The 26,477-nt window shown below is 67.3% G+C and carries 25 protein-coding genes and 3 pseudogenes; 12 read left to right on the top strand and 16 right to left on the bottom strand.

Annotation, left to right across the window (positions count from 1 at the left end):
- Window positions 1–248: 248 nt before the first annotated feature.
- On the bottom strand, window positions 249–1,832 hold the full coding sequence (locus AC069T_RS23850; protein WP_478784644.1) for an acyl-CoA mutase large subunit family protein: 1,584 nt from the start codon (window positions 1,830–1,832) through the stop codon (window positions 249–251).
- Between the two features lie 107 nt (window positions 1,833–1,939).
- Here AC069T_RS23850 and AC069T_RS23845 point away from each other — a divergent pair, with 107 nt between their 5' ends.
- Window positions 1,940–2,626, top strand: a complete 687-nt coding sequence (locus tag AC069T_RS23845; RefSeq protein ID WP_478784643.1) for a TetR/AcrR family transcriptional regulator — start codon at window positions 1,940–1,942, stop codon at window positions 2,624–2,626.
- Window positions 2,627–2,666: 40 nt separating this feature from the next.
- On the opposite strand, the gene AC069T_RS23840 is transcribed toward AC069T_RS23845, so the two are convergent.
- The 5 genes and pseudogenes from AC069T_RS23840 to AC069T_RS23820 all read right to left on the bottom strand — a co-directional run bounded on the left by AC069T_RS23840 (window position 2,667) and on the right by AC069T_RS23820 (window position 7,217).
- Window positions 2,667–3,512, bottom strand: a complete 846-nt coding sequence (locus tag AC069T_RS23840) for a helix-turn-helix transcriptional regulator (RefSeq protein ID WP_478784642.1) — start codon at window positions 3,510–3,512, stop codon at window positions 2,667–2,669.
- 476 nt (window positions 3,513–3,988) lie between these two features.
- A pseudogene (locus AC069T_RS23835) lies at window positions 3,989–4,123 on the bottom strand (succinyl-CoA--3-ketoacid-CoA transferase); the annotation flags it as partial.
- 356 nt (window positions 4,124–4,479) lie between these two features.
- Window positions 4,480–6,111, bottom strand: coding sequence for a sodium/solute symporter (locus tag AC069T_RS23830; RefSeq protein ID WP_478784641.1), 1,632 nt, complete (start codon window positions 6,109–6,111; stop codon window positions 4,480–4,482).
- Entirely contained in the window at window positions 6,108–6,356 is a 249-nt protein-coding gene (locus AC069T_RS23825; protein WP_478784640.1) for a hypothetical protein, read from the bottom strand. The genes AC069T_RS23830 and AC069T_RS23825 overlap by 4 nt, the downstream gene beginning before the upstream one ends.
- A 540-nt stretch (window positions 6,357–6,896) precedes the next feature.
- Window positions 6,897–7,217 carry a hypothetical protein gene (locus AC069T_RS23820; protein ID WP_478784639.1) on the bottom strand — a complete coding sequence of 107 codons (321 nt, stop codon included), beginning with the start codon at window positions 7,215–7,217 and terminating at the stop codon, window positions 6,897–6,899.
- Between the two features lie 187 nt (window positions 7,218–7,404).
- On the opposite strand from AC069T_RS23820, the gene AC069T_RS23815 reads away from it, so the two are divergent.
- Window positions 7,405–7,599 carry a hypothetical protein gene (locus tag AC069T_RS23815; RefSeq protein WP_478784638.1) on the top strand — a complete coding sequence of 65 codons (195 nt, stop codon included), beginning with the start codon at window positions 7,405–7,407 and terminating at the stop codon, window positions 7,597–7,599.
- Between the two features lie 345 nt (window positions 7,600–7,944).
- Here the strand turns inward: AC069T_RS23815 and AC069T_RS23810 are convergent, their stop codons facing one another.
- Window positions 7,945–9,042, bottom strand: a complete 1,098-nt coding sequence (locus tag AC069T_RS23810; RefSeq protein WP_478784637.1) for a type 2 periplasmic-binding domain-containing protein — start codon at window positions 9,040–9,042, stop codon at window positions 7,945–7,947.
- 270 nt (window positions 9,043–9,312) lie between these two features.
- On the opposite strand from AC069T_RS23810, the gene AC069T_RS23805 reads away from it, so the two are divergent.
- The 7 genes and pseudogenes from AC069T_RS23805 (at window position 9,313) to AC069T_RS23775 (ending at window position 12,756) form a co-directional block, all read left to right on the top strand.
- A complete protein-coding gene (locus AC069T_RS23805; protein ID WP_478784636.1) occupies window positions 9,313–9,447 on the top strand; it encodes a hypothetical protein in 135 nt (44 codons plus the stop codon).
- Window positions 9,444–9,692, top strand: a pseudogene (locus tag AC069T_RS23800) (glycoside hydrolase family 15 protein); the annotation flags it as partial. The gene AC069T_RS23805 and the pseudogene AC069T_RS23800, both read left to right, overlap by 4 nt.
- 53 nt (window positions 9,693–9,745) lie before the next feature.
- A complete protein-coding gene (locus AC069T_RS23795) occupies window positions 9,746–10,180 on the top strand; it encodes a glycoside hydrolase family 15 protein (RefSeq protein ID WP_478784652.1) in 435 nt (144 codons plus the stop codon).
- A 57-nt stretch (window positions 10,181–10,237) separates the two neighbouring features.
- Window positions 10,238–10,600 carry an ArsR/SmtB family transcription factor gene (locus AC069T_RS23790; protein WP_478784635.1) on the top strand — a complete coding sequence of 121 codons (363 nt, stop codon included), beginning with the start codon at window positions 10,238–10,240 and terminating at the stop codon, window positions 10,598–10,600.
- The gene (locus AC069T_RS23785; RefSeq protein ID WP_478784634.1) at window positions 10,597–11,130 is read left to right on the top strand and encodes an SRPBCC family protein; all 534 of its coding nucleotides are present in this window, start codon (window positions 10,597–10,599) and stop codon (window positions 11,128–11,130) included. Before AC069T_RS23790 ends, AC069T_RS23785 begins: the two co-directional genes overlap by 4 nt.
- Before the next feature lie 2 nt (window positions 11,131–11,132).
- Window positions 11,133–11,690 carry a TIGR03086 family metal-binding protein gene (locus tag AC069T_RS23780; protein ID WP_478784633.1) on the top strand — a complete coding sequence of 186 codons (558 nt, stop codon included), beginning with the start codon at window positions 11,133–11,135 and terminating at the stop codon, window positions 11,688–11,690.
- A gap of 370 nt (window positions 11,691–12,060) precedes the next feature.
- Window positions 12,061–12,756: a glycoside hydrolase domain-containing protein gene (locus AC069T_RS23775; RefSeq protein WP_478784651.1), complete on the top strand. Its 696-nt coding sequence runs from the start codon at window positions 12,061–12,063 to the stop codon at window positions 12,754–12,756.
- A 507-nt stretch (window positions 12,757–13,263) separates the two neighbouring features.
- Here AC069T_RS23775 and AC069T_RS23770 read toward each other — a convergent pair.
- From AC069T_RS23770 to AC069T_RS23755, 4 genes and pseudogenes are all read right to left on the bottom strand, one after another.
- Complete coding sequence (locus AC069T_RS23770; protein ID WP_478784632.1) at window positions 13,264–13,653, bottom strand: nuclear transport factor 2 family protein; 390 nt, start codon at window positions 13,651–13,653, stop codon at window positions 13,264–13,266.
- 219 nt (window positions 13,654–13,872) lie between these two features.
- Window positions 13,873–14,175 (bottom strand): annotated as a pseudogene (locus tag AC069T_RS23765) (DsbA family oxidoreductase); the annotation flags it as partial.
- Between the two features lie 292 nt (window positions 14,176–14,467).
- Entirely contained in the window at window positions 14,468–15,088 is a 621-nt protein-coding gene (locus AC069T_RS23760; RefSeq protein WP_478784631.1) for a TetR/AcrR family transcriptional regulator, read from the bottom strand.
- Window positions 15,085–16,182: a saccharopine dehydrogenase family protein gene (locus AC069T_RS23755; RefSeq protein ID WP_478784630.1), complete on the bottom strand. Its 1,098-nt coding sequence runs from the start codon at window positions 16,180–16,182 to the stop codon at window positions 15,085–15,087. Before AC069T_RS23755 ends, AC069T_RS23760 begins: the two co-directional genes overlap by 4 nt.
- 72 nt (window positions 16,183–16,254) lie before the next feature.
- Between AC069T_RS23755 and AC069T_RS23750 the strand changes: the two genes are divergently transcribed.
- Together AC069T_RS23750 and AC069T_RS23745 are read left to right on the top strand one after the other, a co-directional pair.
- Window positions 16,255–16,827 (top strand): transposase, encoded by a 573-nt coding sequence (locus tag AC069T_RS23750; protein WP_478784629.1) that lies wholly within the window; start codon window positions 16,255–16,257, stop codon window positions 16,825–16,827.
- A complete protein-coding gene (locus tag AC069T_RS23745; RefSeq protein ID WP_478784628.1) occupies window positions 16,827–17,354 on the top strand; it encodes an NUDIX hydrolase in 528 nt (175 codons plus the stop codon). Before AC069T_RS23750 ends, AC069T_RS23745 begins: the two co-directional genes overlap by 1 nt.
- 243 nt (window positions 17,355–17,597) lie before the next feature.
- Here the strand turns inward: AC069T_RS23745 and AC069T_RS23740 are convergent, their stop codons facing one another.
- From AC069T_RS23740 to AC069T_RS23720, 5 genes are all read right to left on the bottom strand, one after another.
- On the bottom strand, window positions 17,598–18,608 hold the full coding sequence (locus tag AC069T_RS23740) for a LacI family DNA-binding transcriptional regulator (RefSeq protein ID WP_478784627.1): 1,011 nt from the start codon (window positions 18,606–18,608) through the stop codon (window positions 17,598–17,600).
- A gap of 41 nt (window positions 18,609–18,649) precedes the next feature.
- Window positions 18,650–20,254 (bottom strand): glycoside hydrolase family 13 protein, encoded by a 1,605-nt coding sequence (locus AC069T_RS23735; RefSeq protein WP_478784626.1) that lies wholly within the window; start codon window positions 20,252–20,254, stop codon window positions 18,650–18,652.
- A gap of 97 nt (window positions 20,255–20,351) precedes the next feature.
- Window positions 20,352–21,293, bottom strand: coding sequence for a carbohydrate ABC transporter permease (locus tag AC069T_RS23730; protein ID WP_478784625.1), 942 nt, complete (start codon window positions 21,291–21,293; stop codon window positions 20,352–20,354).
- 43 nt (window positions 21,294–21,336) lie between these two features.
- The gene (locus AC069T_RS23725; RefSeq protein WP_478784624.1) at window positions 21,337–22,287 is read right to left on the bottom strand and encodes a carbohydrate ABC transporter permease; all 951 of its coding nucleotides are present in this window, start codon (window positions 22,285–22,287) and stop codon (window positions 21,337–21,339) included.
- Between the two features lie 92 nt (window positions 22,288–22,379).
- On the bottom strand, window positions 22,380–23,714 hold the full coding sequence (locus tag AC069T_RS23720; RefSeq protein ID WP_478784623.1) for an ABC transporter substrate-binding protein: 1,335 nt from the start codon (window positions 23,712–23,714) through the stop codon (window positions 22,380–22,382).
- A 502-nt stretch (window positions 23,715–24,216) separates the two neighbouring features.
- Here AC069T_RS23720 and AC069T_RS23715 point away from each other — a divergent pair.
- Complete coding sequence (locus AC069T_RS23715; protein ID WP_478784622.1) at window positions 24,217–26,442, top strand: discoidin domain-containing protein; 2,226 nt, start codon at window positions 24,217–24,219, stop codon at window positions 26,440–26,442.
- Window positions 26,443–26,477 lie beyond the last annotated feature (35 nt).

Here is a 26,477-nt window from a genome sequence, read left to right as displayed (position 1 = left end):
GGCGTGCTGCTTCTCGACGGCGCGCTCCGAGCCGGCGTGCGTCGCCTCTTGGATGCGGCGCTGCAGATCCGCGAGCTTGCCCGCGGTGGTGTGGAGGTCGCGGTCATGCGCCCGCGACGGCTCGACCGTCATCATTCGATTCCGTTCTGGTCGGTGCGGTCCCGTCGCCATGGCCGGTCGGCGGGACAGATGTCGTAAGTGGGGCTGGGTCAGACCTTCGGGCGCGGGGCGTGCGGACAGAAGGACGCTCAGAAGGAGTCGTGCGGGACGTGAGCGCCCCACACCTCCCGCAGTGCCTGCGCGACCTCTCCCCCGGTGGCCCGCGACCGCAGTGCCTCCCGCATCGGGACAAGGACGTTGTCCTTGCCCTCAGCGGCGGCACGCATGTCAGTCAGAGCCCGTCCGACGGCCACGCTGTCACGCTCGGCGCGCAGCTTGTCGAGGCGGGCGCACTGCTCGGCCTCGATGGCGGGGTCGACCCGGAGGGGTTCGTAGGGCTCCTCCTCGTCGAGGACGAACCGGTTGACGCCGACCACCGAGCGGGTGCCCTCGTCCACCTCTTGCGCGATGCGGTAGGCGGAGCGTTCGATCTCGGACTTCTGGAATCCCTGCTCGATCGCCGCGACGGCTCCGCCGCGTTCCTCCACGGCGCGCATGAGCTCCAGTACGGCCGTCTCCATGTCGTCAGTCATCGACTCCATCGCGTAGGAACCGGCGAAGGGATCCACCGTCTTCGTCACGTCCGTCTCGTAGGCGATGATCTGCTGGGTGCGCAGGGCCAGGCGGGCCGCCTTCTGCGTGGGCAGCGCGATGGCCTCGTCGTAGGAGTTGGTGTGCAGGGACTGGGTGCCGCCCAGCACCGCGCCGAGTCCCTGGAGCGCTACCCGGACGAGGTTCACCTCAGGCTGCTGAGCCGTGAGCTGGACTCCGGCCGTCTGGGTGTGGAAGCGCAGCATCTGGGACTTGGGGTTGCGGGCGCCGAACTCGTCGCGCATGACGCGTGCCCAGATGCGGCGGGCGGCACGGAATTTGGCGATCTCCTCCAGGAGGGTCGTCCGTGCCACGAAGAAAAACGACAGGCGTGGCGCGAAGTCGTCGACGTCCAGTCCTGCGGCGAGGGCGGTGCGTACGTACTCCTTGGCGTTGGCCAGGGTGAACGCGATCTCCTGGACGGGCGTGGCGCCTGCCTCCGCCATGTGGTAGCCGGAGATGGAGATCGTGTTCCAGCGCGGGATCTCCCGGTGGCAGTAGGCGAAGATGTCGCTGATCAGACGTAGGGACTGCTTCGGCGGGTAGATGTAGGTCCCGCGGGCGATGTACTCCTTCAGCACGTCGTTCTGGATCGTGCCGGTGAGCCGGGCGCCCGTGACGCCCTGCTCGGCAGCGACGAGCTGGTACATCAGGAGCAGGGTCGACGCGGGCGCGTTGATGGTCATCGAGGTGGAGACCTTGTCGAGTGGCAGGCCCGAGAACAGGGTGCGCATGTCGTCGACCGAGTCGATCGCGACACCGACCTTGCCCACCTCGCCGCGGGCGATGTCCTCGTCGGAGTCGTACCCCATCTGGGTGGGCAGGTCGAACGCAACGCTGAGACCGCCCGTGCCCGCGGCGACGAGTTCGTGGTAGCGGGCGTTCGACTCCTGCGCGGCGCCGAAGCCGGCGTACTGCCGCATCGTCCACGGCCGCCCGGTGTACATCGTCGGGTGCACACCCCGGGTGAAGGGAAACTGCCCGGGGGCGCCGAGCTTCTCACCCGCCTCCGACTCGTGCGGGGAGTCGGTGTAGACGGGGCGAACAGGCAGTCCCGACTCATTGCGCGCGAGGTCTTCCACGCCGTACTCCTCTACACTGCGGTACTGGATTCTGTTATCACGGTACTCAGTACCGCATCGAGAGGCAAGTGGTGGATGAGCGCGCGAGCAGGGCAGGATGAGGCCGCATGACCAAGGGATCGACCAAGGAGCGGCTCACGCAGGCCGCGTTCTCGCTCTTCGACGAACACGGGTACGAGCAGACGACCATCGACGACGTCGCCGAGCGAGCCGGCGTGGGGCGCACCACGTTTTTTCGCCATTACCGCTCCAAGGAAGAGGTCATCTTCCCGGACCACGACCGGTTGCTCGCGACGATCAGGGACCGGCTGGCCGGTTCCACGCATGCGACGGCCCTGGTCGCCGTCTCCGATGCGGTGCGAATCGTCCTGATGCACTACCTCGACGAGGGCGACCTGGCCCTGCGCAGGTACGCGCTCACCAGCAAGGTGCCCGCCCTGCGCGACCGTGAGATCGTCAGCGTGGCCCGCTACCAGCGGCTGTTCCGCGAGTTCATCGCGAACTGGATGGGCGACACCGGGACGTCGGCACCGCTGCGGGCGGAGCTCATGGCGGCGAATGTGGTGGCCGCCCACAACCACGTGCTCCGGCGCTGGCTGAGGGGAGAGTCGACGGATCCCGTCGCCGAGGTCGACGACGCGCTTCGCGAGGTGCTCGCCCTGTTCCCGGTCCCTGCCACCCCGAAGGGGAGGGGCCCGGACGGCACTACCGTCGTGGTCCTGCGCAGTGACACGGACATCGACGCGCTGCTGCCCTCACTGCGGGGCCTCCTCCAGGGCGGGGCCGGCTCCTGATGGGGCGCGCTCCGGCTTGAGAGAGGGTGATCGACGGCGGTCAGGGCTCGACGCGCATCCGCTGTATCCCGATGGCGGCCAGCAGGGCGAGCTTGCCGTCGGACTCACTGCCGGGCGCGGCGCTGTACATCACGATCCGCAGATCGCCGCGCTGGGTGCTCAGGATGTCGCAGTCCAGTTCCATGGCCCCGACCTCGGCGTGGTTGACCGTCTTGGTGGCCGTGTCGTGCTCGCCGATCTCGTGGCGCTGCCAAAGCCCGCGAAAGCGCTCACTGCGCTCATTGAGCCGTTCGACGAGTCTCCGTAGCGCGGGGTCGTCGGGGTACCGGCCCACACTGCGGCGCAGGTCCGCGGCCATGGAAATTCCGAAAGTGTCCTGGGTGCGGAGGTCGTGCATGTTGCAGTCAGAGGCGCGGGTGAAGTGCAGCCAGAGCACATTGCGCTCCTCTTCCCGCAGCTCGGAGGGGTCGCCCATCAGTGCCGCCCACATCCGGTTCCAGAGCAGCAGGTCCCACATCGCGTCAAAGACGGCCATGGGCCGGTCGCTCGTACGCTCCACCAGACGGCGCAGGCTGGCGGACACCTGGCGGCTGATGCGGCCACCTCCGGTGGCGTGCCCGGCAAGGCGGAACAGGTGGTTCTGCTCGGCGTTGCTGAGCTGCAGGGCACGGGACAGCGCGGCGCACACCTGCGCCGAGGGGGCCGAGGCCCGCCCCTGCTCCAGCCGCACGATGTAGTCCGCCGATACCTCAGCCAGGACGGCCAGTTCCTCACGCCGCAGGCCGGAGGTGCGCCGTGCGGTACCCGCCGGCAAGCCCACCAGCCGCGGCGCCAACCGTTCCCGCCACGCCCGCAGCACGGTCGCCAGCTCACCGGGTGCACTCATGCTTCCATCGTCGCAGCATCGCAGGGCTATAGCCTGGTACTGCCGTTACCAGCCTCGGAAGCCGCCGGGGGGTGTTGGGCGCTGCCGTCCCGGATCGACGTGGCCCCTGTCCGGGGCCTCGTGGGAGCTCGGTCCTTGCGGTTCGGCCGGTCAGCGGGCGGCCGGGGGCGTGGGGTGTGCCCGTGTCGCAGAGGCGGACATCGAGACAGCGGGCGGGGTGCGGTGCGGTGCGGTGCGGGAGGGATAAGCCACACGTGTGCCAGGCGGGCGTGAGGCGGAGTGCGTGGACGGGGTACAGCAGGTGGTGGCCGCCCCGGCCGCGAGACAGGACAGCAGCCAGGCCACGGCCGGTACGGGCTTTTTCGTCGGGTCAGCGCGGGACCCATAGGATCCGCCGATCCGGTGGCTGTCCTCCGGAACACCGGACCGCCGGAGTCCGTCAGGCGGTCGCCCGCGCGGGAACGCGCAGTGGCGACCGCCGTCGCCGCGGCGATGTGCTCGGCCGTGACACCGGGGGCGGTCTCGACCAGGACGAGCCCGCGGACGGTCAGGTCGATTACGCCAAAGTCGGTGATGATCCGGTGCACGCAGGCGGGTCCGGGCAGCGGCAGCCCTCACTAAACCAGCGCAAAACCGAAGAACGCCGCACCGGGCAGGACGGTGCCCGTTTCGTTGCCCGCGTGGCTCAGGCCGGGGTTCACAACGTGCACGCCCTTGGGCACGAGGGTGGGTAGGGCCGCGGTCACGTAGTTGCCGTCGCTCAGGTCGGCTGCTCAGGCACGGCCGCCGAAATGCACCCGGCCCCTTATCGATGCCCTCGACCGGCGCGACCGCACGGAGCCGCTGCACCTGATCCACGAGCACACCCCGACACCCGACACCACCAAGGACCCTGACGGACACCCCTGACACGACCAGGGGCCGACCAGGGGTCGACCGGGCCGACCACGAGGACCGAACCTCCCGGTCAGGGGACTCGGGCTTCCTCCGATCGGTCCACCAGGGAGCGGGCCGCGACAGCCGCAAAGCGAGCGGCGTCGTCGGGCTTCCTGCTCCGCGCTGTGCGGAGACTGGCGATCCAGCCGGCTGCGAACCCCACCGGAATGGTCACCAGTCCCGTCGTCGCCAGCGGGAACCAGGCGAAATCGGCCGATGGGAAGAGCGCGCCGGGGCGGCCTGAAACCGTCGGCCCGAACGTCTGCAGCACGACGGCGCAGGCGAGCCCCGCGTACATGGTCCACAGCAGACCGGCCTTCGTGCACCTCTTCCAGAACAGTGCGTACACCAGGCTCGGAAGCACCGCGGACGCCGACACGGACACGGCGAACTGTGCAAGGAACTGAATACTCCCGCTCTGCGCCAGCACCGACAACAGCACGGCGACGGCCCCGAGGACGGGGGTCAGCCATCGCATGGCCTTGACCTCGGCGGCGGGTGGCACCTGGCCCCGACGGATCCCGGAGACGTAGATGTCGTGCACGAGAGCCGCTGCGGCACTCAGCGCGAGCGCCGCCACGACAGTCAGGCTGGTGAGGAAGACCGCGGACACCACCAGGGCAATGAGCAGGTCACCGGCCGGCCCCGCCACCAGGTCCCGGACGAGGGACAACATGGCTGACGACGACTGCAGGTCGAACCGCCCCTGGGCCTGCGCACCACTGCGGGCCGCCGCGCCGAGGCCGAGCGTGACAGCCATAGCGGCGAAGACACTCACCAGGCCGGTGGCGATTAGGACGGAGCGCCGGGCCGCGCCGCCGTGCTCGGCCGTCTTTACCCGCATGATCATGTGTGGCATGACAGCTGAGCCGAGCATCACGGTGACCTGAACGGACAGCAGATTCAGCCGTCCGGCGAGGTCTGTCCCATAGAGCTGCCCGGGGGTGAAGTAGCCGGCTGGATCAGCATTGCCGTCGATTGCGTCGGACAGCAGCCGGGCGGGGCTCCAACCGGTGCTCCGCAGCAGCAGGACGACGAGCAGGCCCATGCACGCGAACACGGTGAACGTCTTGACGACCTGCAGCATCGTGTTGCCTCGCATGCCCGTGAGGGCCGCGGCGCAGACCATCATTCCTCCGATGAACACTGTACAGAGTTGCGCTGGCGCCGTCCCGGAAAGGCCGAGCATCGCCGCGGTGGCCCCGCCCGCCGCCGTCAGCTGCACGACGGCCAGTGGGACACATACGACGACACAGATCACGGCCGCCGCCATGCGGACGGACCTGTCGTCGAACCTGGCAGCAAGGGTGTCGCCCAGGGTGAAACGGCCGGTGTTGCGCAGGGGCCTGGCCAGGACGAGTAGCACCGCATAAGCGCCGATGGCGCCCGCGGCCAGGGCTGTCCCGTCATAGCCCGCGACCGAGACCAGGCCCGTGCAGCTCAGCAGTAGCAGGACCGTGATGGTGTCGCCGGTCATCGCCAACGCATTACGCCACGGCCGCCCCGAGCATCCGGCGACGTAGAGGTCGTCGACTCCCTCCGAGTCTGCCCCGAAGAGCAGGCAGAGCAGCAGTGTCATGGTGACGACCAGGAAGAACGCCACCAAGGGGGCCGCGTCGGTCAGCGAGGTCGCGGCCGTGTGGATCGCAGGACTCGTGCTCATCGACCGCTCCCGGAGAGGGAGTTGTGGGCGGCGTCGGGGAGCATCGCCGTCTGCCTGGTCGCATGGTAGAGCCACCAAGACGACAGCGGAACGCCCAGGCCCAGCACGGCGAACAGCAGTGTGCCGACGGTGAGCCCACCCGCCACGCGGGTCGCTAGTGAGGAACCGGCGATCAGCGGAAGCAGCGCCATCGCTGACCATCCGACGGCGTGGGCACCCAGGTACCGGCGCGTCGCCCGAGTCATGGTCCGGTGCACGGCGCGATCCGCCTGCACGGGGTGCTCAGGGGGGCGGGGCGGTCTGTCGGGTCGCGGCGGCTCATAGTTGAGTGCGTTCATGGTTCTCCATGTACAGGGTTGAGGTGGCCGCCCGGGCGGCACCGCGAGTTCGCCCGACGTGGTGTCCGGTCGGGCGCGCTCCAGCAGTGCGCGGCGGCGAGGAGACAGACAGGCCGGTGCGTGCCGCGAGGTGGCGGGCAGACGCACGCGCAGAGCAAGCCGTCGACGAGCGCGCCCTGGCTATTGCCCCATGGGCGGCTCGGGTTCATCATGTCGATCGGTCGCTGGGTGCGCCAGTGTCGTAACCGAATTGCGTTCGCAACTGCCGCGGCGCCGACGTGTTTTGGGCATCGTCTGGTTCGGCCTCGCCCCGCACCGGCCGCGGCGCCGTTCTCCTTTCTTGCCGCAGGTAGATCGGCGGCAGCCCCTTCTGCTCCCCCGCGGAGTGATGACACCGGCCTCGCGGTCTGCCTTCGCGGGGGCATGCCGCTGCATCCAACCCCGTGGTCACCGCCCTTCGCAGGCGCCTTCAGACCTGTTGGCAGCACCCGCCAGATAGGACTTGGCCAGCAGGGCTGCCTCATCACCAAGCCGGGCCATGCCCTTCTCGCCCTCAGCCGGGTTCTCGAATGTCGCACGGACACGACCGACCGGACGTAGCGAAGAGGAGCCTGACGAGACCGAGCCGACATCGCTCAACGAATCGTCAGAAGCCCGTTTCAGCGCCCGGACCGTCGCGCCCTCCAACCACTGGTGCAAGCTATAGGTGAGGTTGGTCAGATCTGCGCGGACGTCGACAGAGTCGACGATCTGCTCGAAGCGCTTCACTTCCCTGGGCGAGAGCACGGCTGACCAGCTCACTCAGGCCGGGTCTGCTATCCGTCTCACCGATCAGCCGGCGGTGCACGGACGTGTGAAGCATGTCGCCGGTGATGACCAGCGGCTTGACGCGCGCCCGCGCGGCCTGGTCCCGGGCGCGAGCCGGGGATCAGGCCTGGGTGGCGGTGTGCTGTTGGTGACGCGTGGTCAGCTCACCACTGTCCTCTCCAGGCAGATCGACACGAGGGTGCCCGCCGTTCAATCAGCCAGCATTGCAATCATCCACTACACCACTCTCCAGCCCTCCAAGCTCAAACTGCTCACCACCTGGCCGCCCACCCGCCCCCGCCGGCTCCTGTCCCACGCCGACCCCACCCGGCCCGGCCCCTGACGTCACATTCGACCGGCACGGGCCCCGGACACGCTCTTTGCCGACAAGGTCAGCACCCGAGTGCGTGTCTGCCCCAAGTTCGAACGGGCGCACGCCCCGCGGGTGATCTCCACCGGGTACGAGATGAAGCGCCTCGGGCGCGACGGCGCCGAGCTGACCGCGCTCGCCGACCGCCTCGCAGCCCGCGACCCTCGTCCTGGAGATACTCACCGGTCCCCTGGTTCGCCGCGATGGCGGAGCCCGAGAGCGAGAACATCCGCGATGTCCACCCTGGAAGGGCTTAACGCCGCGGGCAGCAAAGGCAAGCACGGCGGCCAGCCGCCGTCCCCGGTTCGTTGGTGGATCTCAGGGGGTTACGAAGCAGTCCATGATCCGCGTGGCACCCATAAGAGCGGCGTCCACATCCTGAACCCCCTTGGTCATCTGCACTGCCGCCCAGGCGGCCTGAACATCGCGGTACTTGGTGATGGTCCGCCAGCGCATCAGCTCATCAGGAGTGAGGATCCGCACGTTCGCGCCGGCTTTCCTCAGCTCCTCGACCTGAGTGTCGAAGCCGCTGTCCGCCAACGACCCTAGGGCTGGGTAAGACCGTTCGACGGCCCGCCGGATGGCCCGCTTGTCGTTCTGCGGGAGCCCATTCCAGACGTCCTTGTTGATTGCTATGGGGTAGACGTGCCCCATCCACAGATCCTTCGAAGTCAGCACGTTGGGGGCGGTGTCCTGAACGCGCAACAGGTACCCGTCGTCGACGTCGACCATGACACCGTCCAACGTCCCCGCAGTTAGGGCGTCGAGAATGCCCGGGCCCCATGGGGGAGTCACGGGAGTCGCACCGGCATTGGCCAGGAAGTCCTTGTGCCAGAAGCTGGCGGACCGCCACGTGCCGCCTCGCAGGCCGTCCAGATTGGGCAGGGGCGGAGCGCTGAAGAACGCCACAGGATGCCCGGTCCCGAAAAATATTGGAACGGCGTTGCTTCGCGCCAGCTCCGCTGGGAAAGCCGGTACGTCTGCATAGATGCGGCGGAAGAAATCGATCTGCTTGCTTCCGGTCGGCCCCAGGGGGAAACTCTTGAAGATCTGGTGCAGCGGCAGTTGGTTTGGCGCGTATTCCGGGACGACAGTGGCCATGTCCGCGGGACCAGAACCGCCGACGGCACTCAGGGCGTCAAACGAGCCAGCGAGTTCGCCGTTCCAATGACCCTCGACCTTCAGACGTCCGTTCGATTCCTTCTCGATGGCCGGGAAGAGGGTATCCGCGAGGAATTGGGTCCGCATGCCGCCCAGCGGGTCATGGTCGGAGTACTTGAGTAGCCGAGGCGCCTCCTGTGCCGTGCGCGTTCCTTCGCTTGGTAGCACGAAAGCGGACAGGGCACCAGCCGCTGACACCAGGACGAGTCGCCGGCCAATGACGCCGCTGACTGATGTCTCGGTCTGTTCGGTCATGGACTTCTTCTCCACTTGCTACTGATGGCCAGCGGTGCACGATGGCGCGCCGGCTCGTGACGCTTGCCTTCGACGCGCATCAAAATATCTGATATTTGTGATAACACACCTCCTCGCGTCAGCCTTCTTCACCACACCGGCACACCTGAGCAGCACGGGGGGGCGACCAGTCGAGGGCGGTGGCCGACTTGACTGCCCCGACTGCACGTGAGTGGCTGCGGAAACCTCCAGTTGATCCGTGTCGTCCAGGGCGTTCGCGTTGTGGTACAGATGTCCTCGCAGATCCTGGTCCGCTTCGCCTACGGCAAGGTTGCGCCCCGCTTGGTGCGCCACCCTCACCAGTTCGGCGGCGACCGGTACGCGGCACTGGCCGGACCAGACGTCCTCTCTCGTCCGCACCGGTGAAATCCGACTGGAGGGCCCGCCGCACCTACACCGGCCCATATCAGCAGGAGGTACACCGCTCGCTGATCATCCTCAAGGCCCGCACCTACGCCCCCACCGGCGGCATGGTCGCCGCGCCCACTACCTCACTGCCCGAGGAGATCAGCGACGAGCGGAACTGGGACTACCGCTACACCTGGCTGCGGGACGCCGCGATCGCGTTGAGCGTCCTGGTGCTCACCGGCCACCTGGAGGAAGCGGCCGCCTGGCGGGCTGACTCGCCCGGGTCATCGCGGGCGACCCCGCCACCGTGCAGATCATGTACTCGATCAAGGGCGGCCGCGACCTCCCCGAAAGCACCCTTCACCACCTTCCCGGGTACGAAGGCTCACAGCCGGTACGCATCGGTAACGGTGCCGCCCTCCAGCCGCAGCTCGCCGTGTTCGGAGAAGTCCTCGACGCGTTCCACCTCGCCGAAGAAGCTGGCCTCGCCGCCTGCGACGACGCCTTCGCCCTCCAGAGAGCGCTCTGCTCGCCCAGGTCGAGGCCCGCTGGCACCGGACGTAGGTATCTGGGAGATGCGCAACTCCGAGCGGCACTTCGTGCACTCGAAGGTCATGGGCTGGGTGGCCGCCGACCGGATGGTCCGCTGGATCGAGTCCGGACACGATACCGGCCCCGTCGGTGCGGGCCGGGGGCGCCCTTGAACCGTTCCGCCCGGCGAACGACAGCCGGTATTCAACCGAGCGGTTGACGATTAGGGCACTCAGACGTAGGATGTTTAACCATCCGGTTGAATATGAGGTGTCAGGTGACCGACGACCGACTGTCACTGGTGTTCTCCGCACTGGCCGACCCGACTCGGCGCGACATCGTGGCCCGGCTCGCCACCGGGGACGCCACGGTCAACGAACTGGCCGAACCGTACGACGTCACGGTCCAGGCCGTGTCCAAGCACATCAAGGTCCTGCAGAACGCCGGCCTGGTCAGCCGCAGCAGGAAAGCCCAGCGGCGGCCCTGCCACCTGGAAGCAGAGGTCTTCGACCTGGTGACGAAGTGGATCGAGCGCTATCGGCGCGAAGCGGAGGACCGTTTCCGCCGGCTCGATGCCCTCCTTGAACAGTTGGACGCGCGGCCAACGACGGAACCTCCCGCGAAAGAGGCGGCATCATGAGCAGCACCGACACCCACCAGCCCAACGAGACACGGATCGTGGCCGAGCCAGATCTGCCCATCATCGTGATCACCCGAGAGTTCAACGCCCCTCCAGAACACGTGTTCCGGGCATACACCGACCCCGATCTGGTCGTCCAGTGGCTCGGCCCGCGTCGGCTCGAAATGCGAATCGACCGGTACGACGCGCGCAGCGGTGGCTCCTACCGATATGTGCACCGTGACGACGACGGCACCGAGTACGGCTTCCACGGCGTGTTCCACGAGGTGCGCCCCAACGAGCGCATCGTGCAGACCTTCACCTACGACGGCTTCCCGGACGGCGTCAGCCTGGAGACGGCCGTCTTCGAGGACCTCGGTGGTCGCACCCGGGTCACTGGCAGGTCCCTCATGGACTCCATCGAAGCCCGTGACGCGATGCTCAAGAGCGGCATGGACGTCGGCGTCCGCGAGGGCTACGAGCGGCTCGACGAGCTGCTCGGCGGCCAGCAGGGCGACAGCGCCGACCAGCACACCAAGACAGGATTCTGACCATGACGAGAACAGCGGCCGACGAGCACCGCACCGTGGCCCGCGGCTTCACCGACCGCGTATACGGCACGGCCCCGGAGGCATGGGACAACCCTGCGCCATGCGAGGGCTGGGTCGCCCGGGACGTCGTCCGGCACCTCGTCGAGTGGTTCCCCGCCTTCCTCAAAGCCGGCGCCGGAGTCGAACTGCCGACAGGGCCCTCGGTGGACGACGACCCCGTGGCCGCCTGGGTGACGCACCGCGATGGAGTGCAGGCCCTCCTCGACGATCCGGGCACCGCACACAAGCTCCTGTCGAACCCGCACATCGGAGACATCCCCCTGGACCAGGCAGTCGAACGGTTCTACACCGCCGACGTGTTCATGCACACCTGGGACCTAGCACGGGCCACCGGCCAGGACGAGTATCTCGATCCCGGCCGATGCGGCCAGTTGCTCGACGGCATGCTGCCCCTCGACGACGTGCTCCGCGCGAGTGGGCAGTACGGGCCCCGGGTCGAGGTGCCGGAGACGGCCGACGTCCAGACTCGCCTGCTCGCCTTCATCGGCCGCGAACCCTGACGTCACACGGGCCGTCACCGGCATCCTCCGGGTCTTGGTCCGACACGAGGCGTGCCAAGAAGCGTGCTGAGGAGAAGGGTGCGACGGCGATCATCACCGCCGCGCTCTTGGACGTGTGCGAGACGCACAGGAACAACGTGGGATCGGGGTCGGCGCCCGAGGACTTCGATACTTGGCCGGACTTCCTTCTGTCGAAGCTGGGCAAGGCGGAAGTCGCCGTCATGGCATTCAGCAGAAAGGCTCTGCGCGAGCGCCTCACCTCCTCGCTCGATCTGCCGGGTCCGTTGGGCCTTGTGCATGGCCACGCCCTGCAACCAGGTGCGGAAACCGCGGTCGACCCTGCCGGTAGGCATCCGGGAGGGCCGGGTTCATTCCGGCGTCCAGTTGCCCCAGGCCGCGCTCGGCGGCGAGCCGCTCGACGAAGGCATGGAACACGGGCTTCTACGGTGCCACCGCCGTCTCTATCGGTGGCAAGAACCGCGGGTGCGCTCAGCCAAACCTCACCGCGTCCTGGGTGAAGTCAATCAACTCCCTCGGCTACAAGCTCATCCCGCTCTACGTCGGCGCCCAGCCCTCGTGCCAGACGGGCAACAACCCGGAGAAGCTCACTGCCTCCACGGCGGCTTCCCTGGGCGTGAGCAACGCCAACGACGCGGTCGCCAAGGCATCGGCGCTCGGAATGAAGGCCGGCAGCGCCGTCTACCTCGACATGGAGCCCTACGACATCACCAACAAGGCGTGCAACGACGCAGTGTTGACGTACGTACGCTCCTTCACCAAGACCCTGCGGGCCAAGACCTACCGCGCCGGGTACTACGGCTTCAGCAGTTCCAGCGCCAAGGCCATCGCCACGGCTTCCGACAGGACGGACCTGCCGGGCAACCTCTGGTACGCGTTGTGGGACAAGAAGAACACCACTACGACGGACTGGCCCTGGGACCCCAAGCTGTTCACCGGCCACAGCCGCGGCCACCAGTACATGGTCAACAGCAAGGAGACCCGCGGCGGTCACACGATCACCATGGACCGCGATGCCTGGGACGCCCCGGTCGCCCTCGTCGGCTGACAAGCTCACCGCTCTCTTCGGGACCTGGCGTCCCGCGTAGTAGTGACCTGGATGCCCATGCCGGAAGACCTCATCAAGATCAAGCGGAGGCCAGCAACCGGCGCACTGGCCAGTTCGACACCCGACGATCTGCTCGAAGCGCACGATTTTCCCGCCGCGCACGATGAAGAAGTGCGCGACGCGGACATTCATCGTCTTGCTGGTGGCCTTGTTGACCGCGCTGTAGCAGCCAAGCACGGCGATCCGCTCACCGTCGACGACGTAGGTGGCGTCGTCGTGGGTGATCCAGTCGTCCCGGGCGACAGCAAGTTGTTCCACGCCGCTGATCACCCCGTCCGGGTGCGGTTGGTGCCAGCCAGGGGAAACCGGCCGCCTCGTTCCACTCCACGTCGGCGGCCACCGCCGTGCGCCACAGGTCCAGGTCTCCGGTGGCCGACGCCAGGTACTGTCGGCGCACCACGGCTGCGGGCGTGGCAGCCGCCGTGGACGCGGGTGACGGTACCGGCATCAGAACATGCCGTTGTCGTTGGCCGCCTGGGTGGGAACGTCCTGGATGACGTCCCAGTGCTCAACGACCTTGCCGTTCTCCAGGCGGAAGAAGTCCGCCAGCGCGCGGCCGAGGTTGTCGGGGTTGCCGGGTTCCAGGTCGAGGTGGGAGTGGGTGACCACCATGTCGCCCTCGGCGATAACCCGCTTGATGTCCAGACGCAGGTTCCGGTACTCGCCGCGCAGCCAGGTCACGAAGCCGGTGAACGCCTCCGGGCCGTCCTGGGCGTCGGGGTTGTGCTGGACGTACACCGGACCGAAGTGATCGGCGATGGCCTTTTCCGGGTTGCCGCCGAACGCCGTCTGGTAGTAGTCGACGACGACCTGCTTGTTGCGCTCGATGTCAGACATCAGTTGCTCCGTTCAAGATTCGGGGTCTGCCTGCGGCCGGACGCACGGGTGGCACGGACGAGGGGACCCTTATAACGGTTGAGGTGGGTGAGGCTCCGTGCCATGCACGACGGCCAGACGGGTGAGACGCACGCAGCGGATCATCTTCCGGCGTGATCGTCGTTACGGGCCGGGCGTGGGGCGGGGAAGGACAAGGCCCGTGCTGGACCCACTGGCTGGTTAGGGCCTGGTGGGCGGGACGACGCAGGTGCCGTCCGGGCCGCAGACGGCACCTGCCGGGGCAACCTCGGCGGGCGGGCGCTCGGTCCAGGCGGTGTTCAGCGCCTGGGTGAAGGCTTCGGCCGGCTGGCCCCCGGAGAGGGCGTAGCGGCGGTCGATGACGAAGAAGGGCACGCCGGTGGCTCCGAGACGGGCGGCTTCCTTCTCGTCGGCGCGGACTGCGTCGAGGTAGGCGTCGGGGTCGCGAAGGACGCGGCGGGCCTCGTCCGCGTCGATTCCGGTGCGGGTGGCGAGGTCGAGGAGGTCTGCGACATGACGTCAAGGCCTTTCGGCTGGACCGCATCCGTCACGCCGAAGGAACCGGCCCCGGCCAGGCCCACACATGACGCGAGAATTGCGACGGCTTCCGCAGCCTGCGGCTGCTGCGTGTAGACGGCCGCACCTGGAACTACTCTGCGGAGTGGGACACCAAGGACCACACCCTCAAAGCGGCCGAGACCGTACATGACCTGCCCGCGTGTCAGCCGCTGTTCGCCCTGGCTGGCGTGTTTCGCCACTCCTGGACCCTTGATGGCCCATCAGACGCTGGCCCCCTCTACTGCTCCGCGCCTCCGAGCAGGGCCACGGCGGTTGCGACCAGTTCGTCGTCTACGGCGGTCATGCGCCGACCGGCAATTCCAGAACGGAACAGCGCGGCGCCTTCGATAAGCATCGTGAAGAGGACGGCGCGAGTTTTGCGCAGGTGTTCGGGCAGGTCGGGCCGTCTCTTGCCGATGAAACTGAAGACGTGGTCTTGGTATTGGTCATAGAAGCCGCGCACTGCTGAGGCGACGGCATCGTCCCGGGCTGCCATGGCCCACAGTTCGGCGTACAGGCGGACGAGTTGCGGGTCTGCCTGTTCAGCAAGGAGCCTGCGGACGATTTCCTCCGGTGACGAGGCCGTGGCGTCGTCGGTGAGCAGTGGGGTGAGGCGGTGGAGAGAACTGTCGAGACTGCGGCGGAGCACGGCGTCGACCAGGTCCGCACGTGTGGGGAAGTAGTGCTGAAGGTGTCCGAGCCGGACCTCCGCCGCGGCGGCCACGGCCCGCATAGTGAGCGCTGCGTACCCGGATCCGGTGAGGATGTTCTCGGCGGCGTCGAGGAGTTGGGTGCGCCGAGCGCTGCCCTTCCCGGTGGTGCCCGATCCGCGGCCCGCGGGTGGCGTGGGCTCGATCATGCAGCCCTCCGCTCGGCTCGGACGTTGGGGGCCGTGTCGACGGCATCGAGGGTGATGCCGTGGCTCTCCAGAGCGTGGGCGACGTCTTGTGGGCGGGGCGTCTGTTCCGGGAAGAGCAGCCCGTGAGGGGCGGGTGCACCGTCGGTGCCCAGCACGTGGTTCAGGCCGAGCAGCGCGCCGACGGCGGTCAGATGGGCCTGACCGGCTGGATCCGTGACGGCGAGGCCGAGGGTGCGGTCGTCGTGCGTGACGTCGACGCGGAGCTGGGCGGTGCCGCCCTCGCCCGGCGCATGGAGTAGCGCGCGCCGGGCCCCGGTGAAGCGGTTTCCGCGGCCCCAGCGGAAGAACCCGAGCCGCTTCAGGGCCAACAGCGCTGATGTGGAGGAGGCCGAGCTGAAGCCGATCCGCGTGGACGCTGTGACGGCGCCCAGGGTGAGCGGGAGGGTGAACTGCTCGGGAGTGTCGATGCGGGCGACGCGGGTCGGGGCACCGCCGACGAGGACCCTCCGGGCATCGCTCAGGGGAGTGACCATGTGCCACCGGCCATCCCGGACGACCTCGTAGTCCAGTCCGAGCCGGTCCATGAACTCCACCGAGTCCGTGCCCGCTCGGTCCTGTACGTCCCAGCGCACCGCGATGTCCACCGTGTCTGCGCCTCCAAGCCGCGCGGCCAGGTGTGCGGCAATCAGGCTGACCACCCCACCCATCCACGCTGACGAAAGCAGGACGGGTGAGGCCGGGTCAAGCATCGCCGTGATCGTGGCCGCGCGCTGCATCCGCGCCGTCCACCGCGTGACGTCGACGTATGGGACGCCGCCGGCCACCGCCGCACGCAGCACCCGGTCGTGCGGGTCGTTGACCACGGTAGCCACCGCGCGCACGCGAGCCCGGAAGGGAGTGGGATCGGCGAGGTCCCACTTCTCCAGGCCTGTTCCGGTTTGCGAGGCGAGCGCGCGGCCCTTTTCTGGCGTGCGGCCGGCGAGTAGCAGCGGCCATGACGGAGCGGCCAACCGCGCGAGTTCGGCGCCAACTGTGCCGTAACCGCCCACCAGCAGGACCGGGCCATCGGTATCAAGGATGAGTTTGTCTGCCATGGACGCCACTATAGGTCACCTGACCTAGAATGAGTTGACGGTGAGTTTGTCGTACGAGTGGCCAGGGGTCCGGTGGCGCTTGAGACGGTTGATCCCGCACTCGACCGCGTGTCGCTACTGCTAGTCGTCCTTGTCGAACGTCGGCGGCGGCCCACCGCGCGATCCGCGCTTGAGGGGGTGGCGGACACGGCCCGCCGGGACCGGGATGGTGGCCTTGATCCCGCGCTTCACTCGGACGCGCCGCGTTCGGCGGAGCGGTTGTTCTGCCACGTCTACGACTGTGCGAAGACGGCGTCGCAGTTCATTCCGGGCTGGCCCTACTCCTTCGTGGCCGTGCTGGAGCCTGTCGCCACGTCCTGGACCGCGACCCTGGACGCGGTCCGGCTCGGACCGGTGGACGATGCCCCCGCGGTCACCGCCGCCCAACTGCGGGGGTGTCGTCGAGCGGCTCATCGCCGCGGGCCAGTGGGGGTCGGGGACTCGCACATCGTGATCGTCAGCCAGGCCGGCTACGACGTCACCCGCCTGGCCTGGGTCCTGCGCGACCTGCCCGTCGAGATAGCCGGCCGAGTCCGCTCCGACCGGGGGCGTAGGTACTCAAGGGCGGGTGAGGCGCCTAAGCACAGGGTCGATATCATTACTTGATGCCAACACCAGATTTCATCCTCGCACTGCGCAAGAAAATTGGAAGCGATCCCCTGTGGCTGTCGGGGGTGACCGCGGTCGTCGTAAGGGATGATTCGGTCCTTTTGGTGAAGCGCGCTGATAACGGCAGGTGGACGGCAGTGACTGGGATCATCGACCCGGGAGAGCAGCCGGCGGATGCTGCGGCGCGGGAGGTGCTTGAGGAGACAGGCATCGTGGCAGTTCCGGAGCGGCTGGCGAGGGTCGACGTCACGGACCCTGTTGTCTATGACAACGGGGACCAGACGCAGTATCTCGACCTGGTGTTCCGCTTTGCGTGGCAGGCCGGTGTTCCGTGTCCCGCCGACGGTGAGAACACGGCTGCCGATTGGTTCCCTCTGGATGCTCTGCCTCCGATGTCGGACGACATGCACAAGCGAATCGCAGCTGCCCTATCCAACGAGCCGGCAGCCCAGTACGTTGTCTCTCAACCTCTTCCCTCCCATTCGGCCCAGCAGACCCTTCTGGCTGACCACGCGCGCAGCTGACGCCCTGGGGTGTGATGGCGAGGGTGGGGCTCGGTGTCGATGTGCTCGATCAGCTGGTGCTGTGCGAAATGGGCGAGCGCTTCGTGCAGCTCGGTGCAGGTGATCTCGGATTCGGCGAACCGATGGCACCGCAACAGTCCCATGTCTTATGCATGCTCGCCGAACGCCCCCGATGGCGCGACCCTGGACTACCTGAGCCACGTCGCCGAGCCACGATCTCGGAGGACACGCTGGCACGATCCGCTACGCCACGCGGCGGAGCACCTTCGACATTGGTGCGGTCGATCTCCGGACGACGAGTTCCGGCTCGAACAGGACCTCTCCCGGGTTCTCTTGGACCCCTTGGATTTGGGCGCACAGCAATTCGACTGCCGCGCGTCCCATTGCCTCGATGGGTTGTCTGATCGTCGTCAGGGGTGGATCGGTGCAGCTCATGAAGGACGAGTCGTCGAATCCGATGACCGACACGTCGGTGGGGACGGACAGTCCCCGTCGGCGAGCCGCCCGGATCGCGCCCAGGGCGAGTGGGTCGCTCGCGCACACGATCCCGGTGGCTCCCTGTTCCAGAAGGTGTGTGGCTGCAACCTGTCCGGCTTCCAGGGAGAAGGTCGCCCGCTGGACGCACTCGTCACTCAGGTTCGTGCCCGCGGCTCGAGCCGCTGTCCGTGCGGCGTCCAGTTTGCGGCGTGACGGCTCGTGGTCCGAGGGCCCGATCAGCAGGCCGATACGCTGGTGGCCGAGCGAGGCGAGGTGTCGCCAAGCCAGTTCGGTGGCGACGGCGTCGTCGCACGCTACGCAGGGGAACTCGAAGCCCTGGATTCCGGCGTTGATGAGGACGACGGGGATCTTCCGCTCGGCCAGACGGCGGTATTGCGCGGGCGACGCGCGTCCACCGACGAAGACCACACCGGAGACGTGCTGTTGAAGCAGCAGGTCCACGTAGTCCGGTTCGGCAGCACTGCCCGCGGTCTGCATGCACAGAATGGGTGTGAGCCCGCGCTGTGCGAGCGCACCACCAACGATCTCAGCGAAGGCGGGGAAGATCGGATTCTGCAGTTCCGGGATCACCAGACCAACCAGCCGGGCGCGCTCCCCCCGCAGTTGCGTCGGCCGCTCGTACCCGAGGACGTCCAGTGCTGTCAGCACGGCTTGCCGTGTTGCCTCGGCGACCCCCGACCGGCCGTTGAGGACACGACTCACCGTCGCCTCGCTGACCCCCACCTTCTTGGCAACTTCAGCAATTCTTCGCGTCATGAGCGCAAGAATAGAACAGAATCAGCAAGCGCTTTCAATGGTCAGGTCCTCAGCCATGCCGCGGTGTCGTCCGGCAGGCGGCCCTGCTCGTCGAGCGGTCCGCTGGCGAGGATCAGCCGCTCGTACGGCGGGAGCTCGCTGGGTCGGCCAGAGAAATTGACCACGCAGACCAAGCCGTGTGTGCGAGCGAAGGCCAGCACGCCCTCATTCCAGGGCAGCCATGTCATCGGGCCCTCGCCGAAACCGGCTTCCAGCCGACGCAGGCGCAGCGCCGTGCGATAGAGGGTGAGTATGGACTCGGGGTCGGTCGTCTGACGGTCCACGGCGTAGTGCGCCCAGTCGTCGGGCTGTGGCAGCCAGGGCTCGCGGTGCGCGCCGAAGCCGTAGTTGGGAGCGTCTGCGGACCAGGGCAGCGGCACCCGGCATCCGTCACGGCCCGGGTCGGTGCCGCCGGAGCGGAAGTGCATCGGGTCCTGGATACACTCAAGAGGGACGTCCGCCTCGGGCAGGCCCAGTTCCTCACCCTGATAAATGTAGACAGAGCCCGGTAGGGCGAGCGTGAGCAGCGCGGCGGCGCGGGCACGGCGGGTGCCGAGAGCGAGGTCGGTGGGGGTGCCGAACGCTTTGGTGTCGAAGCTGAACGCGGTGTCGGTGCGGCCGTAGCGGGTGACTGTGCGGGTCACGTCGTGGTTGCACAGCACCCAGGTGGCCGGGGCGTTGACGGGCGCGTGCTCGGCGAGGGTGTCGTCAATGGTGCGGCGCAGGCGGTCGGCCTCCCAGGGGCAGGCCAGAAAATTGAAGTTGAAGGCGGTATGCAGTTCGTCGGGGCGCAGATACCGCGCGAAGCGTTCCGTGTCTGGCAGCCACACCTCACCGACGAAGACGCCGCCATACTCGTCGGCGATCGCCCGCCAGGACCGGTAGATGTCGTGGATCTCGTCCTGGTCGATGTAGGGGTGCGGGTCCACACCCTCCACGAAGTCGGGCAGGGCGGGGTGCTTGGCAAGCAGCGCCGCGGAGTCGATGCGTACGCCGGCTACGCCCCGCTCGAACCAGAAGCGGAGCACGTCCTCGTGTTCCTGGAGCACTTGCGGGTGTGACCAGTTGAGGTCCGGCTGCTCGGGGGTAAACAGGTGCAGGTACCACTCGCCGTCGGGGACACGGGTCCAGGTGGTGCCGGAGAACTGCGACGGCCAGTCGTTGGGTGGCAGTTCTCCGTTCTCTCCGCGGCCAGGCCGGAAGTGGAACAGCTTGCGCTCGGGACTGCCGGGGCCCGCCGCGAGCGCGGCCTGGAACCAGGCGTGCTGGTCGGACACGTGGTTCGGGACGATGTCGACGATGACTTTGAGGCCGAATTCGGCGGCCTCTGCGATCAGTTTCTCGGCATCTTCCAGGGTGCCGAAGGCCGGGTCGATGGTCCGGTAGTCGGCCACGTCGTAGCCGCCGTCCACCAGCGGGGATGAGTACCAGGGCGTGAACCAGACGGCGTCCACGCCGAGTTCTGCGAGATACGGCAGCTTGGCGCGGACGCCTGCCAGGTCCCCGGTGCCGTTGCCGTCTCCGTCCGCGAAGCTGCGGGGGTAGATCTGGTAGATGACGGCTTTGCGCCACCAGTCGTCGGTGCGAGACGCGTAAGAGGCTGCCACGTGAAGTCCTTTCGGGCAGGTGCAAGCTCCGCCGCCGGTCTAGCGGGGACATGGACAGACGGGCCGGCGGCGGAGATCTGGGAGGGCGTGGGTGGTGTCAGCCCTTGAGGCTTCCGGCGGTCAGGCCCGCCATGATGCTGCGCTGGAAGAAGAAGAAGACAATGATCATCGGGATGCTCGCGATCACCAGGCCGGCCATGATCTGGTTCTGAGTTACCGCTCCTGCGGTCTGCGACAGCCCCACGCTGATGGTCATCTTCTCGCTGTCGGGCAGCACCAGGAGCGGCCAGACGAAGTCCTTGAAGACCATGACCACCGTGAAGATCGACACCACGCCGAGGATCGGCCGTGAGATCGGAAGGATGATCGAGATCAGCACCCGCCACGGCGGTACGCCGTCGATTTCGGCCGCTTCCAGGATCTCGTCCGGGATGGAGTCGAAGAACCGCTTCAGTAGGAAGATGTTGAAGCCGTTGGCGGCCACTGGGAACCAGATGGCCCAGGGCGAGTTGAGTAGATGCCAACCAAGGATCGGTACCTCGGTCATGGTGATGTAGGCCGGGATCATCACGACGATCGGCGGGATCATCAACGTCGCCAGCATGCCGCCGAGGATCGCGTTTCCGAACCAGGGCCGGAGCTTGGACAGGGCGTACGCGGCGGCGACGTCAACCGCGAGGGCGAAGAGCCATGCTCCGACGGCGTAGAACAGCGTGTTCTTGAGCAGCAGTCCGATGTCGAAGAGCTCCCAGGCGTCCGCGAACACGGAGAAGTCGGGGTCCTTCGGCCAGAACGTCGGTGGCATCTGGGCGATCTCCTCGCCTGTCTTCATGGCGCCGGTGACCATCCAGTACAGCGGGAAGACGAAGACCAGCGTGAAGAGCACGACGATGGAGGTGAGGACCGTCCAGTAAATCCGTCGTCCCCAGCGGGACTTGAGCTCCAGCGGTGAGACGATGGTACGGCTGTGGCCCTCGGCCCACGCCGCCCGGCCCTTAGGGCGCTGCCAGCTCCGCGCGGCGGGCACCTCCTCGCGCATTTCTTCGTCTGTGTCAGGGCGAGCTGTTGTGTGGACCATGGGTCTACCTCTTCTCGTCGCGGGTGAGCCGGAGCTGCACTGCCGCGACCGCGAGCAGCACGATCATGAGCATCAGGCCGAGGGCGCTGCCCGCTCCGTAGTTGCCGCCGTAGACGAAGGCGTACTGGTACATGAGATAGGCCACGGTGACGGTGGCGTTCTCCGGTCCGCCGCCGGTCAGCATGTACGGCTCGATGAACACTTGCATCGTGGCGACGATCTGCAGCATCAACATCAGCAGCAGGATCAGCCGGGTCTGGGGGATGGTGACGTTCCAGATCCGCTTGAAGATGCCGGCGCCGTCGAGCTCTGCCGCCTCGTACAGGTCACCGGGGATGTTCTGCAAGGCGGCCAGATAGATCAGGACGCCGGCGCCCATGTTCATCCAGGTCGAGACGATCACGAGGGAGATCAGCGCGGTGTCGGTGGAGTCCAACCAGGCCAGGGTGGGCAGGCCGAAGAAGTCCAGGATCTGGTTGAACAGACCCGGTCCGGGATCGTAGAACCAGCGGAACAGCAGCACGGAGACGATCGGCGGGAGCATCACCGGCAGATAGACCACGAACCGCAGATATGCGCGGGCGTGGCGCAGTTCGTTGAGGACGATCGCCACGGCGAAGGGGACCACATAGCCGCACACCAGGGCCAGCAGCGTGAAGACGACGGTGTTGCGCCAGGCCGGGCCGAACGCCGGGTCCTCCACCACCGCACGGAAATTTTCCAGGCCCACCCACGTGGGGTCGTCGACGAGGTTGGTCTCCTGGAAGGCGAGCAGGACCTGACGAACGATCGGCCACCACGCGAACATCGCGAAGCAGAAGAGCGCCGCGCAGAGGAAACCGTACGCGGTCAGGTTTCTGCGCACCGCCCGTCCTCGCTGGGTGGGCGGCCGTCGCGAAGGCGGTTTGCGGCGTGGACCGGTCGGCCGCTTCGACTCGATGGTGATGGTGTCCATGGTGTTCTCCCGTTCCCGGCGGACTCGATCCACCGCGGGGGTGCCGGCCTCTCCCTGTTGAGGAGGGCGGCATCCCCGGCGGTTCTACAACATCAGCCCTGGGCCAGGATCCGGTTGGCCTTGGTCTCGGCGTCGGCGAGCAGCTTGTCGATGTCGGCGTTCTCGCGGGTGAGCACCGCGGACATCGCCACGTCGAGCACCGCGTACAGCTCCTGGGCCTTCGGCGGCTCCAGCTTGAGCTGGACGTCCTTCGAGCCCTCGACGTAGGGCTGGTAGTACTCGACCGGCAGGACCGCGTTCTCCTTGCGGAGTTCAGCGATCTTCATGCCGCTCGGGGAGTCACCCATGTAGTCGTTGTTCGGGACGCCGACAGCTTCGCCGTTGGCCTTGCCGCGGGCGTAGTCGTGCCGGCCCTTGCCCGGGGTGTTGAACTGGAAGTCGATCCACTGCAAGGCCGCCTTGGTCTCTGCGGCGTTCGCCTTGGGATTGATCATGTAAGCTTCGCCGCCGCTCAGCGACGCCTTGCCCTCGGGGATGGCGGTGATGCCATAGTTGTCCTTGGCACCCTGGAACTTCTGCACCACGTCGGTGACGACGTCGGGAGCGCCGAGCATCATGCCTGTCTTGCCTGCAGCCATCTGCTGCATGAGCGACTCCCAGCCGATGTTGAGCTTGGAGCCGGTGGCGTTGTCCTTCCAGCGCAGGTCGTGCAGCGTCTGCAAGACGGCCTTGCCCTCGGGGCTGTTGAAAGCGGCTTTCCCGTCGACCACCATCTCGCCGCCACGGCTGAAGATGGCCTGCGCGAAGTGCCAGCCGCCGGTGTTGCCGCCGCCGTACTCGCCGAAGCCCACGTAGCCGTCACCGAGTCCAGCGATCTTCTTCGCTGCGGTGCGAACCTCGGCCCAGGTCTTCGGCGGCTGGTCGGGGTTGAGCCCGGCCTCGTCGAACAGCTTGCGGTTGTAGACGAGGCCGACGCTGTAGCTGACGTTGGGGATGCCGTAGACCTTGCCGTCCTTGGTGACCATCGCGCGGACGTCCGGCTTGATGTCCTCGTAGTTCTTCACCGTGCTCGTGAGGCCGGTGATGTCCCTGGCCTGCTTCTTGGCTATGACGTCGGCGTAGTTGGTGACCGGCACCATGAAGACCGTCTCCATCTGGCCGCCTGCCAGCTTCGCGGCGAACGTCTTTGGGTCGAAGCACGGTTGCTGGTCAGTGCTCTTGACGTCGACGCCCGGGTGCGCCTTTTCGAAGGCGGCCACGTCGTCGTCCCAGGCCTTGCGCTGCTTCGCCGCGGTCTTCGCCGGCTGGCAGGCGACGGTGATGCTCACATCACCGTTCGCTGCGGAGTCCGACGAGTCACTACTGCAGGCCGTGGCGGTGAGTACGAGTCCTGAGGTCAGGAGGATCGCGAGGTTACGGGGCTTCATTACGGCTCCTCTGGAGATCAACACCAAGCACAGCCCGATCAGTGCCGGATGCTGCGTCACCCTAGGACGACACACAGATTTGCGCAATAAGTTGACCCATCATTGCAAGATTGCGACTTTGTCACGGCGGTTTCCTGCACGACAGGCCGGCCACACTCCTCCCCGGCGGGCCACGGCCCGAGCACTCCCCAGGTCGACCGACAGTAAGAGAGCGCGAGTTGACCTGACGGCTCGATCTCGCACGCGTGACGCCCAGCGGGACCCGCCCTTGCGCTCATACAGCCACGCCGGCCACCCCACCCCTCCGCCCACCCGGTCCCGCGTCCTACATCAGGCCGCGAGGTGCAGCCGCCCCGACGCCGCCGATCTGTCGCCGTTTTTGCGTGCCGCTGCTAATTAATTGCAATCCTTCCCCGACATCTTGTGTTCACACGAACGCGATGCTTCAGTGGCGCCACCCGGGTGGGACCCCCACACCCCTGCCAAGAAGGTGCCCCAACAGATGAACTCCCCCACTGTCATGCACCCGTCACACAAGTCTTTGCGCAGCTCGTACGTCCTCGCCGTCGCGATCACGCTCGTCAGCGCCGTCATAGGCGCCACCGGCCCCGCCTCCGCCCAGCCGACCCCGAAGACCGAGGCTGCAGCCGCCGCAGGCGCCACACTCCCCTTCACCTCCGTGGAAGCCGAAGCCGCCACGAGCAACGGAACCAAGATCGGGCCCGACTACACCCAGGGCACCCTCGCCTCCGAAGCCTCCGGCCGCCAAGCAGTGCGCCTCGCCGCAGGCCAAAGCGTCGAGTTCACCCTCGACCGAGCGGCCAACGCCCTCAACGTCGCATACAGCGTCCCCGACGGGCAGTCCGGCTCACTCACCGTCTACGTCAACGGCACAAAGCTGGACAAGTCCCTGGCCGTCACATCCAAGTACAGCTACGTCGACACCCCGTGGATCGCGGGTGCAAAGACACATCACTTCTACGACAACGCGCGACTGCTCCTCGGCCGGAACCTGCAAGCCGGCGACAAGGTACGACTGGAAGCCGCCTCCACACAGGTGACCATCGACGTGGCCGACTTCGAGCAGGCATCGGCTCCCGCCGCCAGACCGACCGGATCGATCTCCGTCGCTGACAAGGGCGCCGACCCCACCGGACAGCAGGACTCCACCCAGGCCTTCCGCGAAGCGATCAACCAGGCCAAAAGCAACGGCGGCACCGTATGGATCCCACAAGGCCAGTTCAAGGTGGGCTCAGAGCTGAGCGGCGTTGAGAACGTGACGATTCAGGGCTCCGGACACTGGCACTCCGTCGTCCAGTCCTCGCGGTTCATCAACCAGTCGACCTCGGCCGGCAAGGTCCACCTCAAAGACTTCGCCGTGATCGGCGAAGTCACCGAGCGGGTCGACAGCAATCCGGACAATTTCGTCAACGGCTCCCTCGGCCCCGGCTCGTCCGTGTCCGGCATGTGGCTGCAACACGTGAAGGTCGGCCTGTGGCTGACCGGCAACAACGACAACCTGATCGTCGAAAACAACCGCTTCCTCGACATGACGGCCGATGGCCTCAACCTCAACGGCAACGCCCGCGGCGTACAGGTACGCAACAACTTCCTGCGCAACCAGGGCGACGACGCGCTCGCCATGTGGTCCCTCAACGCCACAAACGACCGCTCGGCCTTCACGAACAACACCATCACCCAGCCGAACCTGGCCAACGGCATCGCGATCTACGGCGGCCGCGACATCACCGTCAACAACAACCTGATCCTCGACACGAACGCCCTCGGCAGCGGGATCGCCATCTCCAACCAGAAGTTCCTCGACCCGTTCTCCCCACTCTCCGGCACCATCACCGTCTCCGGGAACACACTGGTGCGCACGGGCGCCGTGAACCCCAACTGGAACCATCCGATGGGCGCCCTGCGGGTGGACGCCTATGACTCGGCCATCGACGCCGCCGTCAACATCACCGACACCACGATCAAGGACAGCCCCTACAGCGCCTACGAGTTCGTCTCGGGCAGCGGCACCGGCAAGGCCGTCAAAAACGTCACCGTCAACGGGTCAACCGTAGACAAGGTCGGCACGGTCGTCGTCCAGGCCGAGACGCCAGGCGCCGTACGCATGAGCAATGTGAAGGCCACCGGCGTCGGCGCAGCCGGCGTCTACAACTGCCCCTACCCGGCGAACTCCGGCACCTTCACGCTGACAGACGGAGGCGGCAACTCCGGCTGGGACAGCGTGTGGGGGGACTGCTCCACCTGGCCCAAGCCCGGCGGCGGCAACCCGAGCCCGGACCCCGGCCGCAACCTCGCCCAGGGCCGCCCGGCCACCGCCACCGGATCAGCCGACGTCTACACACCCGGCAAGGCGGTCGACGGCGACGCCTCGACGTACTGGGAATCCACGAACCACGGCTTCCCCCAGTCGCTCACCGTCGACCTCGGCTCGGCGCAACCCGTGCGGCGGCTCGTGCTGAAGCTGCCGCCGTCCGCTGCCTGGAGTGCACGCACGCAGACCCTGTCAGTGCAGGGCAGCACCGACGGCTCGTCATTCAGCACGCTGGTCGGCTCGCAGGCCTACCGCTTCGACCCGGCAAGCGGCAACACGGTCACGATCACCGTGCCCGCGACGGCCCCCGCCATACGCCATCTCAGGGTGCAGGTGACCGCCAACACCGGATGGCCGGCCGCCCAGCTCAGCGAGGTCGAGGCCTACATCGGGTGAAGGACCGGACCCGTTCTCGCACGACATCCGACCTC

Source organism: Streptomyces sp. NPDC043867 (genome assembly GCF_056435845.1).
The sequence above is the reverse complement of the archived record's forward strand: the minus strand, read 5'-3'. Positions and strand labels throughout refer to the sequence as shown.

Excerpts from the sequence above, each read along its gene's own strand:
- AC069T_RS23840 (WP_478784642.1), bottom strand. The coding sequence starts at position 3,512 with ATGAGTGCACCCGGTGAGCTGGCGACCGTGCTGCGGGCGTGGCGGGAA.
- AC069T_RS23720 (WP_478784623.1), bottom strand. The coding sequence starts at position 23,714 with ATGAAGCCCCGTAACCTCGCGATCCTCCTGACCTCAGGACTCGTACTC.
- AC069T_RS23830 (WP_478784641.1), bottom strand. The coding sequence starts at position 6,111 with ATGAGCACGAGTCCTGCGATCCACACGGCCGCGACCTCGCTGACCGAC.
- AC069T_RS23785 (WP_478784634.1), top strand. The coding sequence starts at position 10,597 with ATGAGCAGCACCGACACCCACCAGCCCAACGAGACACGGATCGTGGCC.
- AC069T_RS23730 (WP_478784625.1), bottom strand. The coding sequence starts at position 21,293 with ATGCGCGAGGAGGTGCCCGCCGCGCGGAGCTGGCAGCGCCCTAAGGGC.
- AC069T_RS23745 (WP_478784628.1), top strand. The coding sequence starts at position 16,827 with ATGCCAACACCAGATTTCATCCTCGCACTGCGCAAGAAAATTGGAAGC.
- AC069T_RS23780 (WP_478784633.1), top strand. The coding sequence starts at position 11,133 with ATGACGAGAACAGCGGCCGACGAGCACCGCACCGTGGCCCGCGGCTTC.
- AC069T_RS23845 (WP_478784643.1), top strand. The coding sequence starts at position 1,940 with ATGACCAAGGGATCGACCAAGGAGCGGCTCACGCAGGCCGCGTTCTCG.
- AC069T_RS23770 (WP_478784632.1), bottom strand. The coding sequence starts at position 13,653 with ATGTCTGACATCGAGCGCAACAAGCAGGTCGTCGTCGACTACTACCAG.
- AC069T_RS23810 (WP_478784637.1), bottom strand. The coding sequence starts at position 9,042 with ATGACCGAACAGACCGAGACATCAGTCAGCGGCGTCATTGGCCGGCGA.
- AC069T_RS23715 (WP_478784622.1), top strand. The coding sequence starts at position 24,217 with ATGAACTCCCCCACTGTCATGCACCCGTCACACAAGTCTTTGCGCAGC.
- AC069T_RS23760 (WP_478784631.1), bottom strand. The coding sequence starts at position 15,088 with ATGATCGAGCCCACGCCACCCGCGGGCCGCGGATCGGGCACCACCGGG.
- AC069T_RS23795 (WP_478784652.1), top strand. The coding sequence starts at position 9,746 with ATGTACTCGATCAAGGGCGGCCGCGACCTCCCCGAAAGCACCCTTCAC.
- AC069T_RS23740 (WP_478784627.1), bottom strand. The coding sequence starts at position 18,608 with ATGACGCGAAGAATTGCTGAAGTTGCCAAGAAGGTGGGGGTCAGCGAG.
- AC069T_RS23805 (WP_478784636.1), top strand. The coding sequence starts at position 9,313 with ATGTCCTCGCAGATCCTGGTCCGCTTCGCCTACGGCAAGGTTGCGCCC.
- AC069T_RS23725 (WP_478784624.1), bottom strand. The coding sequence starts at position 22,287 with ATGGACACCATCACCATCGAGTCGAAGCGGCCGACCGGTCCACGCCGC.
- AC069T_RS23825 (WP_478784640.1), bottom strand. The coding sequence starts at position 6,356 with ATGACTCGGGCGACGCGCCGGTACCTGGGTGCCCACGCCGTCGGATGG.
- AC069T_RS23755 (WP_478784630.1), bottom strand. The coding sequence starts at position 16,182 with ATGGCAGACAAACTCATCCTTGATACCGATGGCCCGGTCCTGCTGGTG.